Source organism: Rhodanobacter sp. C03 (assembly GCF_002001175.1).
In the GTDB taxonomy this organism is placed as follows: Bacteria; Pseudomonadota; Gammaproteobacteria; order Xanthomonadales; family Rhodanobacteraceae; genus Rhodanobacter.
In genome coordinates this window covers 75,561-89,343 of sequence record NZ_MUNT01000007.1, presented here as the reverse complement: position 1 = coordinate 89,343, position 13,783 = coordinate 75,561, and the positions used below count along the sequence as shown (strand labels likewise).

The following is a 13,783-nucleotide window of genomic DNA, read 5'->3' as shown; positions in this document are numbered from 1 at the left end:
CGTCAAATGCGCCGCAGCACAACTCAGCTTCCCAGCACGGTGCGCACGTCCAGCAGCTCGGGGAAAAACTCCAGATCGAGCGCCTTCTTCAGGAAGCTCACGCCGGACGAACCACCGGTACCGCGACGATGGCCGATGATTCGCTCCACCGTTTTCATGTGGCGGAAACGCCACAGCTGGAAACTCTCTTCAACGTCCACCAGCTGTTCGCACATGTGATATTCCGGCCAGAAATCCACGCGACCTTCGTAGATGCGCTTGAGCACCGGCAACAACGCCTCGTTGCGTTGATAGGCCTGGGTCCAGTCACGCTGCAGCAGTTCGGCCGGTACGGCATGGCCGCGTCGCGCCAGGTAACGCAGGAATTCGTCGTACAGGCTCGGCGCTTCCAGGACCGCGCGCAGCTCGGCCTGCGCCGCCGGATCGTGGTCGAACACCTTGAGCATGCCGGCATTCTTGTTGCCGAGCAGGAACTCGATCTGCCGGTATTGCAGCGACTGGAAGCCCGATGACGGCCCCAGCACGCCGCGAAACTCCAGATACTCCGACGGCGTCAGCGTCTCCAGCACAGCCCATTGCTCGAACAGCTGGCGCTGCACCTGCTTCACCCGCGCCAGGATTTTCAGACAGGCGTCGATATCGTCCACCTGCAGATGTGTCACCGCCGCCTTCAGCTCATGGATCAGCAGCTTCATCCACAGCTCGGACACGTGATGCTGCACGATGAATAGCATCTCGTCGTGATGCGGCGGCTGGCTCAGCGGCTGCTGCGCGGACAGCAACGTGTCCAGATGCAGATAGCCGCCGTAGGTCATCTGACCGTTGAGGTCGGTCTGGATGCCGGCTTCGATATCGCGCTGGTTCTCGCTCATGCGGCTGGGCAGTCCGGCAAAAGACGGTCATTTTAGCGGTTGTTGCAAGCCATCCCGTACGCCTCCGCATGCTGCGCTGTACCTTGCAGTGCAACATGCCGGCCTGTTATCAAGTGCGGTCTTATCCGGACATACGGTCCTCACCGAGCCCCGGTAAAATGCCCTGTTCCCGTGCTTCCCCCTCTCTTCCTCACCCCGGAGCGAGTCGTGACCATCGCCGCCAAGTTTGAAATCGAATACCTGCAATACCTCGACGCCGAGGGCAAGCAGGTCCGTGACGATCTGCCCGAGTTCGCCAAGGACCTCGGCCATATGGTCGAGCTGTACAAGCTGATGCTGTCGACCCGCGTGTTCGACGCCAAGTCGATCGCGCTGCAGCGCACCGGCAAGCTCGGCACGTATGCCAGCTGCCTTGGCCACGAAGCCGCGCATGTCGGTATCGGCAGCGCGATGCGGCCCGAAGACGTGTATGCGCCGAGCTATCGCGAATACGGCGCGCAGCTGTACCGCGGCGTGCAGCCGCGCGAGGTCTACATGTACTGGGGTGGCGACGAGCGCGGCAACGACTACCAGAAGGAACCGGCACGGCACGACTTCGCCTGGTCGGTGCCGATCGCCACGCAGTGCCTGCATGCCGCGGGTTCCGCGCTGGCGTTCAAGATCCGCGGCGAGAAGCGCGTGGCGGTGTGCACGATCGGCGACGGCGGCTCATCCAAGGGCGACTTCTACGGCGCAATCAACATCGCCGGCGCGCAGAACCTGCCACTGGTCGCCGTGATCGTCAACAACCAGTGGGCGATCTCGGTACCGCGCAAGATCCAGTCCGGAGCGCCGACGCTGGCGCAGAAGGGCATCGCCGCGGGCCTGTTCTCGATCCAGGTGGATGGCAACGACATCATCGCGGTGCGCAAGGCGATGGAAGATGCGCTGGAGCGCGCCCGCAGCGGCAAGGGCGGCAGCGTGATCGAGGCGGTGACCTATCGCCTCGGCGATCACACCACCGCCGACGACGCGCGTCGCTACCGCGGCGAGCAGGAAGTGAAGGACGGTTGGGAAAAGGAGCCGATGAAGCGCCTGCGCAACTGGCTGGTGGCCAAGGGCGTGTGGGACGACGCGAAGGAAGAAGCCTGGAAGGCCGAGTGCGACGAGTGGATGGACAACGAGGTGAACGCCTACCTCGAGACCAAGACCCAGCCGGTCTCGGCGATGTTCGACTACATCTTCGCCGAAGTCCCCGCCGATCTCGCCAAGCAGCGCGATTACGTCCTCTCGCTTGAAACCAAGGGTCATTGAGTCATGGCACAAATCACTCTCATCGAAGCAGTTACCCAGGCACTCGCCTATGAGATGGCCCACGACGAAAGCGTCATGGTGCTGGGCGAGGACGTCGGCCTCAACGGCGGCGTGTTCCGCGCCACCCAGGGCCTGCAGGAAAAATTCGGCGAGCTGCGCGTACTCGATACGCCGCTGGACGAAACCACGATTGCCGGTGTCACCGTCGGCCTCGCCGTGCAGGGCATGAAGCCGGTTGCCGAGGCGCAGTTCGAAGGCTTCATCTATCCGATGATGGAACAGATCGCCTGCCACGCCGCGCGTATGCGCAACCGTACTCGCGGTCGCCTCACGGTGCCGGCGGTGTTCCGTGCGCCGTGGGGTGGCGGCATCCGCGCGCCGGAGCATCACTCCGAGGCGAACGAGCACCTGTTCACCAACATCCCCGGCCTGCGCGTGGTGATGCCGTCGTCGCCGGCGCGTGCCTACGGCCTGCTGCTGGCTGCGATCCGCGACCCGGATCCGGTGATGTTCTTCGAGCCGAAGCGCATCTATCGCCAGTACAAGGAAGAAGTGCCGGACGACGGCGAGGCGCTGCCGCTGGACGTGTGCTTCGTGCTGCGCGACGGCACCGACGTGACCCTGGTGACCTGGGGCGCGCAGGTGAAGGAAGCGCTGGAGGCCGCCGATGAACTCGCTGCACAGGGCATCAGCGCCGAGGTGATCGACGTCGCCACGCTGACCCCGCTGGATTTCGACACGATTGCTGAATCCGTACAAAAAACGGGCCGCTGCGTGATCGTGCACGAAGCGCCGAAGACCGCCGGCTTCGGTGCCGAAATCGCCGCACGCCTGGCCGAGGAGTGCATGTACGACCTGCTCGCGCCGGTCGAGCGCGTCACCGGTTTCGACACGCACATCCCGCTGTTCCGCCTGGAAATGAAATACATGCCGAGCGTGGAGCGCGTCGTCGACGCCGCCAAGCGCACCCTGGCCGCCAGCTAACCTTCAACGGACCCGATCCCATGGCTGATATCAAGACGTTCTACCTCCCCGACCTCGGCGAAGGCCTGCCCGACGCGACGATCGTCGAGTGGCACGTGAAGGTGGGCGACAGCATCAAGCTCGACGCGCCGCTGTGCTCGATGGAAACCGCCAAGGCGGTCGTCGACGTGCCATCGCCGTACACCGGCAAGGTCACCAAGTTGCACGGCGCCGCTGGCGACATCATCGAGACCGGCTCCGCGCTGGCCGAATTCGAACCGGATGCGAACGCCAAGCAGCGCGCCGAATCGCAGGATACGGGCCACCAGCATGGCCCGAAGAAAAGCGTCGGCAGCCCGGCCGCAGACGATGGCCACAAGGTGGTCGCTTCGGATGAAGGTGGCGAAGTCGAAGAGACTGCCGCGGCACGCGAAGACGAAGGCACCGTGGTCGGTGCGATGGTCAGCGGCAGTCACGTGCACGTCGAGCAGGCCGCCAACATCGGCGGTGTGAAGGCCGTGCCCGCCGTGCGCGCGCTGGCGAAGAAGCTCAAGGTCGACCTGACCCGCGTGCGCCCGAGTGGAGCCGATGGCGTGGTCACCATGAAGGACGTCAAGGACGCCGCCGCCAACGGTTCGGCTGCGCTCGGTGCTGCGCCGGCACGTGGCGTATCCGCCTCCGCCGGTCGCCACCTAGCCCCCGAGCTGCCGCAGCCTGAAGCTGCTCGTACGCCGGTGTCGCTCGCTGGCAAGCCGGTGCGTACGGCACCGCCGTCGCAGCAGGCCAGCGGCCAGCCGGAACAGCTGAAGGGTGTACGTCGCAACATGGCCCGCGTGATGGCTGACGCTCACGCCCAGGTCGTGCCGACCACCCTGGTCGACGACGCCGACCTGCACGCCTGGATCGGCAAGCAGGACATCACCGCGCGCCTGATCCGCGCGATCGTGTTTGCGTGCAAGACAGTGCCGGGCTTGAACGCGTGGTTCGACGGCAAGAATCTCACCCGTACCTTGCATCCGCATGTCGACATCGGCATCGCGGTGGATACCGACGACGGCCTGTTCGTGCCGGCGCTGCGCAACGCCGATGTGCTCGACGGTGCCGGCATCCGCGCCGCGATCAAGCGCCTGCGCACGCAGGTCGAGGATCGTTCGATCCCGGCCTCGGAGCTGTCCGGCTACACCATCAGCCTGTCCAACTTCGGCATGTTCGCCGGCCGCTACGCGACGCCGGTAGTGGTACCGCCGACCGTCGCGATCGTCGGTGCCGGCAAACTCAGCCACGACGTGGTCGCGGTGATCGGTGGTATCGAAGTACATCGCCGCATGCCGCTGTCGCTGACCTTCGATCACCGCGCCGCTACCGGCGGTGAAGCCGCGCGCTTCCTCAAGGCGATGTTGGACGATCTGGCACTGCCGAACTGATCTGAGTTGCCACGCATCAACAAACAGGGCGCCCGAAGGCGCCCTGTTTGTTTTCCGGCGCTGGTCAGTAGTCGCGCACGTCCAGCAGCATGAAGCAGCGGGCGCTGTAGTCGTGCCCGCTCAACGGCCACGCAACAGAATCGAGCGCAAGCGTTCCTGCGGTCCAGGGTTCGTTATCCAACAGCGCTTCGCAGCGCGCATTGCCGTCCGTCCCGTGCTGGTGCACCAGCCGCAGCCAATGCAGCTCCGGTGCCAGTGCCTCACGCTTCAATGCAGCTTCGATGGCTTCCAGCGCTTCTGATGAAATGGCCGCGATGCTTTCGTCAGCACCACGCAACGTGAACGGGCCGATGAATACGTCCCACGTGCGCACACCGATCTCCCACGCGGCGATCCGCATCTTGCGGTCGTCGGTGACGTACCAGCAGGCGGCCAGCAGCAGATGAAAAACATTCATCTCGAACGTATGCAAGGCATCGCGACAACCGGCATCGCCGTTGCCAATACCGGCGAAACTCTCCTCGATGCGGCGCTCCTCGCTCAGTACCACGTCGACATCGAGGCGACCCGGCTCACCTGCGCTGCCCTCATGCCACTCGGCGCGAATCGCGGGGAAATCGTCATCGGTGACCAGCCAGCCGTCTTCGTCCGCCTCCAGTTCGACATCATGCCGCTCGAACAACCGCAGCAGGTATTTCTGTAGCGCCGCACTATCCATTGTCATTCTCGATTGTCCGCATCGACCGCGGGTGGCAGTTCGCGCCAGGTCAGATAAACGCGCAGATCGAACTCCCATTGATGGTAGTCCGGCAGCATGTACTGGCACAGCTGGTAGAACGCCTTGTTGTGATCCTGCTCTTTCAGGTGCGCCAGTTCATGCACCACGATCATCTGCAGGAATTCAGGCGCAGCAACCTTGAACAGCGCCGCCACACGGATTTCCTTCTTGGCCTTGAGTTTGCCGCCCTGCACGCGCGAGATCGCGGTATGCAGCCCGAGCGCGTTGCGCACCACATCGAGTTTGCTGTCGTACAGCACCTTGTCGATGCCTGGCGCATTTTTCAGGTACTGCTGCTTCAGATCCATCGTATAGGCGTACAGCGCCTTGTCGCTCTGCACCGCATGGCGATCCGGGTAGCGTTTTGCCAGATGCTCGCCGAGGCGCTGCTGCGCGATCAGCTGGCGCACCTTGTCCTGCAAGGTTGCAGGGTACGCCTGGAGATATTTGAGCGGCATCATGGAAGCTATTCTCGCATTGCGCCGGGTTCACGCGTGTTGGCGTAGAAGGAACGCGCCGAATTCAGCGGAGATCATCATGCACCACAGCCGTCTCAGCACCCTCGTCCTCGACTGCTGCGGCGACGATCTCGCGGCGGCCACCGCGTTCTGGAGCCGGGCGTTGGGCAAGCCAGTCGCCAATCCCGATCAGGACGGTGACGGCAAGTACGCTGAACTGGGAACCGCCACGGATGAGCCGATCATCCTGCTGCAGCGGGTGGATCACCCCAGCCGCGTGCATCTGGATATCGAGACCGATGATCTGGAGGCGGAAGTGAGCCGGCTGGAACGACTCGGCGCGAAGCGGATGTCCTTCGTGCGCGGGCGCTGGTGGGTGATGGAAGCACCCAGCGGCCACCGCTTCTGCGTGGTGCGCCCGCAGCGCGATGCCTTCGGGCCTCACCTCCATCGCTGGGACTGACGCCAGCCAGAATCAGCGACGCCGTCCCCAGCACACGTGACGCAACAACATCGCCAGCACCAGCACCACGGCAAACGCACCGTAGCCATACAGCGCGGGCAACACCTGCTGCCAGATGCCTCCGCTCGCACGGCCAAACTGGTCGACCGGCGGCAGCTCGACCATGTCGAAGCCGATCACCGCGCATTGCGCCGCGCCGATCATCGCCAGCAGCAAGGCCACGAAATCGAAAATGCGCCGGCCCGAGGTACGCGGGAGGCTTTTCGGATAAGCCCAGTAGGCCCAGCACAGGATCAGCAGCCACGGGGCCAGCAACAGGATGGCGAGGTAACGCATCGATCAATCACTCCGTCGGCTTGAGCCGCTGCGCATCAATCCTGCGCAGCGAGCTGATCCAGCGCCTGGCGCAGTTGCCCCAGTGCCTCGTCACGCGACTGCTCGTCGCGATAGTCGGGCGTGCTGGCAACCTGCTTACCATCCAGATCCAGGGTCATGCCCTGCGGCTGGATCTGCAGCACGGCACCGGCGGCACCCAGCGTCTTGAGGCGCTTCTGCAGCGTGCCAGCCGCCTTCGGATCGGCGAACGGGATCGACAGCAGCAACTCCTCGCCTTCCGCGGAGAACAGGCGAAAGCGGAAGTTACCATCGGCATCGCGGAAACTGGCGAAGCGCGGCATTTTGTCCTGCTTCGTGACCGTCTTCGGCGAGGCCGCGCTGGTCGCCGAGGTACTGGCCGAACGCAGCCCCAGCGCATCACGCAAAGCGGCAAGCTTCGGCGTGGCGATCGCGCGCGCCTTCTGCGCGCCCTGCTGCAGGATCGCCTCGATGGCGGCGGGATCGGTCATGAATGCTTCGTAGCGTTCACGCATCGGCGCCACATCGGCCTCGACCCGTTCGTACAGCACCTGCTTCGCGTCGCCCCAGCCGAGGCCGTCCAGCAGGGCCTGGCGGAACGCCGCCGTCTCGGTCTCGTTGGCAAACGCACGAAAGATGGTGAACAGCGAAGCACTTTCCGGATCCTTCGGCTCGCCCGGCAGACGCGAGTCGGTGACGATGCGCATGATCGTCTCGCGCAACTGTTTCTTGCCACCAGCGAACAGCGGAATCGTGTTGTCGTAACTCTTGGACATCTTGCGGCCATCGAGCCCAGGCAAGGTCGCCACCTGCTCCTCGATCAGCGCTTCGGGCAACACGAAGAACTCGCGGCCATGGATATGGTTGAAGCGCTGGCCGAGGTCGCGTGCCATCTCGATATGCTGGATCTGGTCGCGACCCACCGGCACCTTGTGCGCGTCGAACGCGAGGATGTCAGCTGCCATCAGCACCGGATACATGTACAGGCCGGCGGTGATGCCGGCGTCGGCGTCCTCGCCGGTCTCCGTATTACGGTCCACCGCCGCCTTGTAGGCGTGCGCGCGGTTCAGCATGCCCTTGGCGGCGACGCAGGTGAGGAACCAGGTCAGCTCGGGAATCTCCGGAATATCCGACTGCCGGTAGAACGTAACGCGTTGCGGATCCAGTCCAGCAGCCAGCCAGGTCGCGGCAATCTCCAACCGCGAGCGCTCGATCCGCGCCGCGTCGTCGCTCTTGATCAGCGCGTGGTAGTCAGCCATGAAGTAGAACGCATCGACATCAGCGCGCCGGCTGGCTTCGACGGCCGGGCGGATCGCACCCACGTAATTGCCCAGGTGCGGGGTACCGGTGGTGGTGATGCCGGTGAGAACTCGAGTCTGCATAGGATTCGCTTGTAATGTCTTCGGGCCAGTGCAATCAGCGCAGCAGCGTGGATTTGCCAAACAGCGATTCGACCAGGTCCACCGCCAGCTTGGCGGTCTGATTGCGCTTGTCGTAGGCCGGGTTCAGCTCGACGATGTCCAGCGACGCCATGCAGCCGGTATCGGCGATCATCTCCATGCACAACTGCGCCTCACGGTAATCCGGGCCACCACGCACGGTGGTGCCGACGCCGGGGGCGATGCTGGGATCGAGGAAATCCACATCGAAGCTCACGTGCAGATGGGTATTTCCGTCGACGCCGGCCAGCGCCTCTTCCATCACGCCCTTCATGCCGATCTCATCGATGCGGCGCATGTCGAACACGCTCATGCTCGCCTCGCGCACCAGCTGCTTTTCACCCTCGTCCACCGAGCGGATGCCGATATAGCGGAAAACATCAGGTGTCGTTGCCGGCGTGCTGCCACTGAGTCCCGTGAGTTCGGCCGGTCCGGTGCCGCACAGGCAGGCCACCGGCATGCCATGGATATTGCCCGACGGCGTGGCCTGCGCGGTATTGAAGTCGGTGTGCGCATCCAGCCACAGCACGCGCAGCCGCTTGCCTGCGTCGTGACAATGACGCGCCACCGCCGAGATCGAACCGATCGCCAGGCAGTGATCGCCACCCAGCATGATCGGGAGGCGCCCTGTTTGAAGCTCCTGGTGAACAGCCGTATAGACGGCCGTATTCCAGGCCACCACTTCATCCAGGTGACGGTAGCCATGCGTAGGCGGCTGCCATGGATTGAGCGGTCCCTGCAGGTTGCCGCGGTCGATCACGGTCAGTCCGCGGCGTTCCAGCCTGGCTGCCAGGTTGGCCACGCGCAGCGCTTCTGGCCCCATCGCGGCACCGCGATGCCCGGCGCCAATGTCGGTCGGCACGCCGATCAGTGAAACGGTCTGCTTGTTCATGAACTTGTCTACCTGCCTGTGGCATCCGACCGGCGCAGGCTTGAACCATCGCGACGCCATGCCGGTATAGCGGCGACAGCCAGCAAACACGGTCCGCACCGTTCATCCCGGTCGAATTGCCGCCGTCTCCGTGAAAAGGCGTTCGCGACATGCCGCATTGCGAACTGGCGGAGTTTACCGGAATGGGATCACCGCCGCCGCGCGAGCCGCGCCTAGTCACCAATAACCACCAGCGCTGCAGCAATCCGGCAGAAGAGTGTTATCGAATTCCCCTTACGCAGCCGGCCGGCGTACTTCGACGGCCTGCCGCGTAGCGACCCGGCAATATGCTGCCGCCTACACCAAATCATTTCGCCCATCGCCAAACAGCGGTAACTAGCGAACCGCATTCCATCGCGCTGGAACTTGCCACATGACTCAGCTGGATTCAGTCTGGCGACTTCGTGCCAGTTCATCCTCGCGGCGCGATTGCGCGCCCGAACACCAAGTTACAAGCTCGCCACAAATAGCCACGCCTGCTGGCCTGGTATCCCGTGCGATTTTCCCCATCAGCATCCCTGCAAACAGCGACACAGCCCGCCAGAAGGCGGAGTGCGCAATAAGCGTTTGCATGTCATTACCCCCGGCTGCCCCCGTGCAGCCGCCGAACCGATCGTAGCAAGTTTTTACGCCGTGCGCAGCGTCGCGCTTTCCTGGGCAATCGCTGCCGTGGACAATCGCCACGTTCGGCCGCGCAGATACCGCGCCCTTGCTCAGCGGTAGCTATACAGGCCCTGCTTCTGCGGGTCCGGCACGCGGCCGTATTTCGCCAGAATGACCGGATCCGAATACTCGCCCCGATCCGTATCCGCGCCCTGCGCATACACCAGTACGCCTTCGCATTGCATGGCGAGCTGCTCGCCACTGCGACGCGCGAGCGCCTCCATACCGTGCAGCACCGGCTTTTCGGGCAGGACGGCGCCATCCACCTCGTGAAAGCTTTGCACCACGTAGAGTGTTTCCATGATCCGGCCCTCGCGTCGATCTGCCAAGCCTGCAGGCGCAGAAGTGCAGGATTTGCGATAAAGCTGTTAAGGGTGTTTTGAATTATTCAGCCAAGTCGCGTGGGCCTATGCAGTCATCACAAACCTTTTTCGGTCCATCCGCTCTCATCGACTACCAGCCATCGAAAGAGCACACCGACATGACGACGCGACACCTCTGGCAGGCACTCGGCAGCACACTGCTGGCAAGCATGGCTTGCGCCGCCATGGCCCAATCCGATGGACCATCCGGCGCAAAAAGCGCGACCAACGCGACCGACAGTGCGTTCATGCAGCATGCCGCCGCCGCTGGTCTGGCCGAAGTGCAGCTGGGTCAGCTGGCGCTGGACAAGTCTTCCGATGCGCAGGTTAAGCAGCTCGCGCAGCGCATCGTCGATGACCACAGCAAGGCCAACGACCAGCTGAAAACGCTGGCCCAGAACAAGCAGGTGACGTTGCCCGGCGATCCCTCGTCGGATGCCCAGAAAGAGAGCAAGGATCTGCAGGCGAAAAGCGGTAGTGCGTTTGATCAGGCGTGGACGAAGGACATGGTCAAGGATCACCAGCAAGCCGTGAAGATGTTCACGCAAGAAGGCAAGCAGGCGAAAGACCCGGAGGTACGCCAGTTCGCGCAGGCCACGCTGCCTACGCTCACGACCCACCTGCAGCTGGCGAAGAAACTGGCGGCGATACCTGACGCGCGCGACAAGGCCATGGATCAAACCACCAAGGCCATGGCGAACGATCCCATGAGCAATATGCCGGTTGCCGCCCCGACGACCACGCCACCAGCCAGCGTTGCGCCGACACCAGCCGTCAAGCACTGAACAGGTGCGACTTGCGGAAACGTCATCAGCCGCCATAGGCGGCTGATGACGGCAGCTTGTCGAGTCAGCGGCCCTTGCTGTCGCTGCCACCGAAGCGGTAGTTGAATTCGACGAAGTAGGCGCGACCGACCGGGCTGAACCAGCTGCGCGAGTAATACGGATAGCTGGTCCAGGTGCTGTCCGGCGCCGGCTTCTTGTCGAACAGGTTGTCCACCACAAACGTCAGCGAGGCGCGTGGCGTGAAGCGGTAGTTGAGCGAGCCGTTGTAAACGAAGGTAGGAGCGAGCCGCTGCGTGCCGTCGTAGTTGGGCAGGCCGCCCAGGCGCGAGCCATGCACGGTGGTGGTGAGCTTGCCCAGCGTCCAGGCTACCGAGTAACTGGCCTTGCTGCGCGGTATCACATAGTCGTACAGGTCGGTGAGCTCGTTCACCACGGGATCGCCCTTGAACAACTGCACCTTGTGGGTAGCGACATAGGTGAGCCCGAGATTGAAATCGAACGAGCCCGCGCGCGGCGTTTCGAGCAGGTAATGCGTGTTGAAGTCCACCCCGGACGTACGATCCACCGCGGCATTGATCGGCAACACCAGCACCGAGGTGATGCCATCCGGATTATTCGACGCCGTCGGCGAGTTGCGCACCACCTGGCTCAACACCTGCTGGCACAACGCGGAATTGATGTCGACCGGCACGCCGGCAGCGTTCTGACCCAGCCGGCAATCGGCCTCCTCGCGCAGGATGGTGTCGCTGTCCTGGTACTCCACCTCGTTGTTCAACTTGATGATGTAGTAGTCCGCACTGATGTCCAGGTTGTGGATCGGCGAGTAGACGAAGCCGTAGGTGAACGACTTGCTGGTTTCGTCTTTCAGCGCGGTGCTGCCGTGGCTGCGGCCGTTGAAGCCCACATCGCCATTGCTGCAGTCGTCGTAGTAGTCGGGACCGGACTCCGGTTCATCGCGGCGGCACAGGTAGTAATCGGTGCCACTTGAGCTCGAGCCACTGAGCCCGGCATACAGATAGGAAAGATCCGGCGCGCGGAAACCGGTGCCGGCCGAGCCGCGTAACAACAGGCTGTCAAACGGGCGGTATTCGATGCCCAGCGAGTAGGTGAACTTGCCCGCCGTGGTGGAGCCGTATTGGTAGCGGTCGTAGCGACCCGCGGCGGTAAGCGTCAACGTCGACAGCAGCGGCGCACTCAACTCCCCGCCCACGCCGACATGATCGCGCGAACCCACCGCGCCGGTGTTGTGCAGGCCGAAGTAGCTGCCGTCCAGCGACAACGGATCCGGCTTCAGCCCGTAGTACTGGTTGCCGTATTCGGCCACGCCGGCGAAACCTGCCGAGCCGCCCGGCAAGGTGAACAGATCGGTGTTCGTCATCGTCAGGCTGAAGTTTTCGGAGCGACTCTTGTCGTGATCGATCGAGTCCTGCGTGATCGAACGGAACTGGGCGACGGTGAGCGGCGTATACAACCGGCTGATCGGTGCGTTGTAGATGTCGTAGCCGCTGTCGGGGTCGACGCCGAGCGACGGGCCCAGATACAGCGCCTGCGCCCTGGCCGAGACCAGCGCCGGCTCCTTGCTCTCCAGTTCGTTCTGCGAGTGCCCGAACAGCGCCTCGTAAGTCCAGCTCGTGTCGGGGATGCTGCCCTTGATACCGGTGTTCAGCGACAGCGTGTTGTTGATGTTCCTGATCAGGCCGGGGCCAAAGCCGCCGTTCTCCTCGATCGTGAAATATTTGCGCTGCCACTGCTCCACCTGGCCGGTGGCCTGGTTGTAGAACGGGATCGGCGAGGAGTCGCCATTGAGCTGGTAGCTGTTCTCCCACTGCAACGGCGTGTTGTAGCTGTCCTGATGCGAAGTGGCCGCCTGGATGTCCAGGAAGGCCTCCATGTTGTCGGTCAGGTGGTAGCTGGCGGTGCCGTAGAAATTCACCGCCTTGCGCCCGTTCTCCAGGGTGCCGTAGCCGACGTCCTTGTAGCTGCCGCAGTAATAGCCGTAATTCCTGCGGTACGCGTAGACGATCGAGCCACGGTCGTACGAAGACAGTGCATCGCAGGTGGCCTTGCCCGGATCGATGTAATTGTCGTCCTCGTCGATGCGGGTGAATACCTGACTGGCGGCAATCCGGGATGGATCGCCCGGAGCGTCCAGGCGCGAATCGGTGAAACTGCGCTGGTAGGCCCACAGTGGCAGCTGATGGACGAACTCCACGCCGAATACCGAATCGAAGCGGCCGCTGGAAAAGCCGCTGGAGATCTGCAGCCGCTGCGAAGCGCCGCCGCCGTGCTGCGTGTCGCCCACGCGGAAATCCACCGTGGTGCCGTCGGCCTTCTTCTTCAGGATGAAGTTGATCACTCCGGAGATCGCATCCGAACCATAGATCGCCGAGGCACTGCCACTGAGAATTTCCACGCGATCAATCAGCGAGGTGGGCAGGTTCGAGATATCGGTGAAATTGCTGTTGCCGCCGTAGGACTGCGGGTAGTCGGCGATACGCCGCCCGTTCACCAGCACCAGCGTGTGATTCGGTCCAAGCCCGCGCAGATCGACCGCCTGCGCGCCGGGCGAGAAGCCGTTGGTGTTCTGGTTAGTGTCCAGCGCGCCCAGATTCTGGGTCAGCGAGGCCATCAGGTCCGTCACGTTGGCAAAGCCGTTGCGGGTGATGTCCTGCGCGGTGATCGTGACAATCGGCGCCGGCCCCTCGACCTGCGCCCGTGGAATGCGCGAACCGGTAACCAGCACTTCCTGCAGCTTCGTTGCCGCGGGGGGCGGCGTCGCCTGCGCATCCTGCGCCTCGTCGACCGGCTGGTCGGCGGCGATCGCCGCGGTACAACTCAAGGCAGCCAGCACGGCCGTGGCCAACAATATCTTGCGCATCGATTTCCCCATGGAATGAATTCCGCGTATCCGCACAGCCCCCGCCGTGCCTTGCGCTCCCCCGCTCATCGCCTGCAATCGACGCCTGCCTGGCATCTGCCGCGATCCCCGGACCGAGCT

13 protein-coding genes are annotated in these 13,783 nt (G+C 63.5%); 5 read left to right on the top strand and 8 right to left on the bottom strand.

Annotated elements, in window-relative coordinates:
* Positions 1 to 23 precede the first annotated feature (23 nt).
* Positions 24 to 872, bottom strand: coding sequence for a tryptophan 2,3-dioxygenase family protein (locus B0E48_RS12710; protein ID WP_077518520.1), 849 nt, complete (start codon positions 870 to 872; stop codon positions 24 to 26).
* A gap of 207 nt (positions 873 to 1,079) precedes the next feature.
* Here B0E48_RS12710 and pdhA point away from each other — a divergent pair, with 207 nt between their 5' ends.
* Genes pdhA through B0E48_RS12695 form a run of 3 tightly spaced genes read left to right on the top strand, consistent with a single transcriptional unit; the run spans position 1,080 to position 4,552 of the window.
* Positions 1,080 to 2,165 carry a pyruvate dehydrogenase (acetyl-transferring) E1 component subunit alpha gene (gene pdhA / locus B0E48_RS12705; protein WP_077446002.1) on the top strand — a complete coding sequence of 362 codons (1,086 nt, stop codon included), beginning with the start codon at positions 1,080 to 1,082 and terminating at the stop codon, positions 2,163 to 2,165.
* A 3-nt stretch (positions 2,166 to 2,168) separates the two neighbouring features.
* The gene (locus B0E48_RS12700) at positions 2,169 to 3,149 is read left to right on the top strand and encodes an alpha-ketoacid dehydrogenase subunit beta (RefSeq protein WP_077518519.1); all 981 of its coding nucleotides are present in this window, start codon (positions 2,169 to 2,171) and stop codon (positions 3,147 to 3,149) included.
* 20 nt (positions 3,150 to 3,169) lie between these two features.
* On the top strand, positions 3,170 to 4,552 hold the full coding sequence (locus B0E48_RS12695) for a dihydrolipoamide acetyltransferase family protein (protein WP_077518518.1): 1,383 nt from the start codon (positions 3,170 to 3,172) through the stop codon (positions 4,550 to 4,552).
* A 64-nt stretch (positions 4,553 to 4,616) separates the two neighbouring features.
* Here the strand turns inward: B0E48_RS12695 and B0E48_RS12690 are convergent, their stop codons facing one another.
* The gene (locus B0E48_RS12690; RefSeq protein WP_077518517.1) at positions 4,617 to 5,270 is read right to left on the bottom strand and encodes a DUF6348 family protein; all 654 of its coding nucleotides are present in this window, start codon (positions 5,268 to 5,270) and stop codon (positions 4,617 to 4,619) included.
* A gap of 2 nt (positions 5,271 to 5,272) precedes the next feature.
* Positions 5,273 to 5,791: a M48 family metallopeptidase gene (locus tag B0E48_RS12685; protein WP_077518516.1), complete on the bottom strand. Its 519-nt coding sequence runs from the start codon at positions 5,789 to 5,791 to the stop codon at positions 5,273 to 5,275.
* 76 nt (positions 5,792 to 5,867) lie between these two features.
* Between B0E48_RS12685 and B0E48_RS12680 the strand changes: the two genes are divergently transcribed.
* The gene (locus B0E48_RS12680; RefSeq protein ID WP_077518515.1) at positions 5,868 to 6,251 is read left to right on the top strand and encodes a VOC family protein; all 384 of its coding nucleotides are present in this window, start codon (positions 5,868 to 5,870) and stop codon (positions 6,249 to 6,251) included.
* Between the two features lie 12 nt (positions 6,252 to 6,263).
* Here B0E48_RS12680 and B0E48_RS12675 read toward each other — a convergent pair whose 3' ends face one another.
* The 4 genes from B0E48_RS12675 to B0E48_RS12660 all read right to left on the bottom strand — a co-directional run bounded on the left by B0E48_RS12675 (position 6,264) and on the right by B0E48_RS12660 (position 9,940).
* Complete coding sequence (locus tag B0E48_RS12675; RefSeq protein WP_077518514.1) at positions 6,264 to 6,587, bottom strand: hypothetical protein; 324 nt, start codon at positions 6,585 to 6,587, stop codon at positions 6,264 to 6,266.
* Between the two features lie 35 nt (positions 6,588 to 6,622).
* Positions 6,623 to 7,987, bottom strand: a complete 1,365-nt coding sequence (locus tag B0E48_RS12670) for a tryptophan--tRNA ligase (RefSeq protein ID WP_077518513.1) — start codon at positions 7,985 to 7,987, stop codon at positions 6,623 to 6,625.
* Between the two features lie 34 nt (positions 7,988 to 8,021).
* On the bottom strand, positions 8,022 to 8,936 hold the full coding sequence (gene rocF, locus B0E48_RS12665) for an arginase (protein WP_077518678.1): 915 nt from the start codon (positions 8,934 to 8,936) through the stop codon (positions 8,022 to 8,024).
* A gap of 752 nt (positions 8,937 to 9,688) precedes the next feature.
* Positions 9,689 to 9,940, bottom strand: coding sequence for a hypothetical protein (locus tag B0E48_RS12660; protein WP_077518512.1), 252 nt, complete (start codon positions 9,938 to 9,940; stop codon positions 9,689 to 9,691).
* A gap of 179 nt (positions 9,941 to 10,119) precedes the next feature.
* Here B0E48_RS12660 and B0E48_RS12655 point away from each other — a divergent pair, with 179 nt between their 5' ends.
* Positions 10,120 to 10,785, top strand: a complete 666-nt coding sequence (locus B0E48_RS12655; RefSeq protein ID WP_168170355.1) for a DUF4142 domain-containing protein — start codon at positions 10,120 to 10,122, stop codon at positions 10,783 to 10,785.
* Positions 10,786 to 10,849: 64 nt separating this feature from the next.
* Here B0E48_RS12655 and B0E48_RS12650 read toward each other — a convergent pair whose 3' ends face one another.
* Positions 10,850 to 13,663 carry a TonB-dependent receptor gene (locus B0E48_RS12650; protein ID WP_168170354.1) on the bottom strand — a complete coding sequence of 938 codons (2,814 nt, stop codon included), beginning with the start codon at positions 13,661 to 13,663 and terminating at the stop codon, positions 10,850 to 10,852.
* Positions 13,664 to 13,783 lie beyond the last annotated feature (120 nt).

Excerpts from the sequence above, each read along its gene's own strand:
- B0E48_RS12700 (WP_077518519.1), top strand. The coding sequence starts at position 2,169 with ATGGCACAAATCACTCTCATCGAAGCAGTTACCCAGGCACTCGCCTAT.
- B0E48_RS12660 (WP_077518512.1), bottom strand. The coding sequence starts at position 9,940 with ATGGAAACACTCTACGTGGTGCAAAGCTTTCACGAGGTGGATGGCGCC.
- B0E48_RS12685 (WP_077518516.1), bottom strand. The coding sequence starts at position 5,791 with ATGATGCCGCTCAAATATCTCCAGGCGTACCCTGCAACCTTGCAGGAC.
- B0E48_RS12650 (WP_168170354.1), bottom strand. The coding sequence starts at position 13,663 with ATGCGCAAGATATTGTTGGCCACGGCCGTGCTGGCTGCCTTGAGTTGT.
- B0E48_RS12695 (WP_077518518.1), top strand. The coding sequence starts at position 3,170 with ATGGCTGATATCAAGACGTTCTACCTCCCCGACCTCGGCGAAGGCCTG.
- B0E48_RS12710 (WP_077518520.1), bottom strand. The coding sequence starts at position 872 with ATGAGCGAGAACCAGCGCGATATCGAAGCCGGCATCCAGACCGACCTC.
- B0E48_RS12690 (WP_077518517.1), bottom strand. The coding sequence starts at position 5,270 with ATGGATAGTGCGGCGCTACAGAAATACCTGCTGCGGTTGTTCGAGCGG.
- B0E48_RS12675 (WP_077518514.1), bottom strand. The coding sequence starts at position 6,587 with ATGCGTTACCTCGCCATCCTGTTGCTGGCCCCGTGGCTGCTGATCCTG.
- rocF (WP_077518678.1), bottom strand. The coding sequence starts at position 8,936 with ATGAACAAGCAGACCGTTTCACTGATCGGCGTGCCGACCGACATTGGC.
- B0E48_RS12680 (WP_077518515.1), top strand. The coding sequence starts at position 5,868 with ATGCACCACAGCCGTCTCAGCACCCTCGTCCTCGACTGCTGCGGCGAC.
- B0E48_RS12670 (WP_077518513.1), bottom strand. The coding sequence starts at position 7,987 with ATGCAGACTCGAGTTCTCACCGGCATCACCACCACCGGTACCCCGCAC.
- B0E48_RS12655 (WP_168170355.1), top strand. The coding sequence starts at position 10,120 with ATGACGACGCGACACCTCTGGCAGGCACTCGGCAGCACACTGCTGGCA.